General features: G+C 61.4%; 1 protein-coding gene. It reads right to left on the bottom strand.

Going from position 1 to position 1,204, the window contains the following annotated elements; all coding sequences use genetic code 11:
• Positions 1 to 53 precede the first annotated feature (53 nt).
• Positions 54 to 812 carry a PIG-L deacetylase family protein gene (locus PMI21_RS02555; protein WP_007941554.1) on the bottom strand — a complete coding sequence of 253 codons (759 nt, stop codon included), beginning with the start codon at positions 810 to 812 and terminating at the stop codon, positions 54 to 56.
• Positions 813 to 1,204: the final 392 nt, after the last annotated feature.

Raw genomic sequence — 1,204 nt, forward strand, 5'->3', positions numbered from 1 at the left:
ACGACTGCTGCCCAGCCGAACGCAGCCTCGCAGGCTCGGCAGCTGCTACAGAATCAGACAAACACAATTTCATACGGCAACCGCATGCGTTCCAGAATCACTCGCGGCAGCAGCGGGGCGATGCCGATCGCCGGTTCGCCGTCGAGCTGGCTGGCGTAGGCATGGGTGGCGTGGCTTTTGCGCGCGACAGTCCAGGTGTCGAGGCGCAGCTTGCGTGCGCGATGCCAGGGGATCAACCCGTGATCGCGCATCGGCCAGTGCCAGGACCAGACAGGTATTTCGTTGAGCGTCGCCCCGACCAGGGCCGCTGCCCTGGCGCTGGCCCGGCCGACGGCGTCGTGGTCGACGTTGCCGTCTTCGCGCCAGGTGGTGAACACCACATCGCCGGGGCGCAGATAGCGGACGATGAATTGGGTCAATTCTGACTCCCGCTCGTCCAGAGCGTTGTCGGTGAAACCGCCGCGAATCCATTTCAGGCTGTGCATCGGCAAGCCTAGCCGACGCAAGGCTTCGACACTTTCCTGGGGGCGGAACACGCTCAGACGTTTTTCCGACCACTGGCGCGACCCCGGATGGCTGGCGCTGCCATCGGTAATCGAGATCAGTTGCAGAGGATGACCGAGGGAGCACAACAGTTGCAGCAGGCCACCGCAAGTCACCACTTCATCGCCGGGATGCGGAGCGATCACCACCGCGCGAGCTCCAGCAGGGACCAGTGTTTCGGTGTTGATGACGGGGATGTTGTCCAGTTGTGGGGCGCTGTTCCAGATCTGCGCAGACAAGCTGTTTTCGCTGATGGAAACCGGTTTCATAGGCGCTACGTCCTTGTTCTGTCTGGCCCTCAGTCGTGCGCAACGCTTGCAAGGGAGCAAGCCTGGCAGACCCGTGAAGGCGGGTAGATTGCAATCTGCAGCGCTCCGAACCCTGGATTGCCGCGGTCAGAGTATTGCTCAAGTCGCGCTATTCGTCGCCTCGATGCGCCTTTTGATACGGTTTTTTTTACCTGACCTGTGTCAGGTTTCGCAAAAACTCACCGAAACCGTCCCTTGGTAGCAGCTGCCGAGCCTGCGAGGCTGCGTTCGGCTGCGAAGCAGTCGTGAAATCAAACGACGCGGTCTTGCATATATACCGTGCACTCAGGTTTTACGACGGCTGCGCCGCCGAACGCAGCCTCGCAGGCTCCGCAGCTGCTACCAAAGGACGG

This window comes from Pseudomonas sp. GM18 (assembly GCF_000282195.1).
Classification (GTDB): Bacteria; Pseudomonadota; Gammaproteobacteria; order Pseudomonadales; family Pseudomonadaceae; genus Aquipseudomonas.

Bases quoted from the DNA above. Each gene is read 5' to 3' on its own strand.
- PMI21_RS02555 (WP_007941554.1), bottom strand. From the start codon at position 812: ATGAAACCGGTTTCCATCAGCGAAAACAGCTTGTCTGCGCAGATCTGG.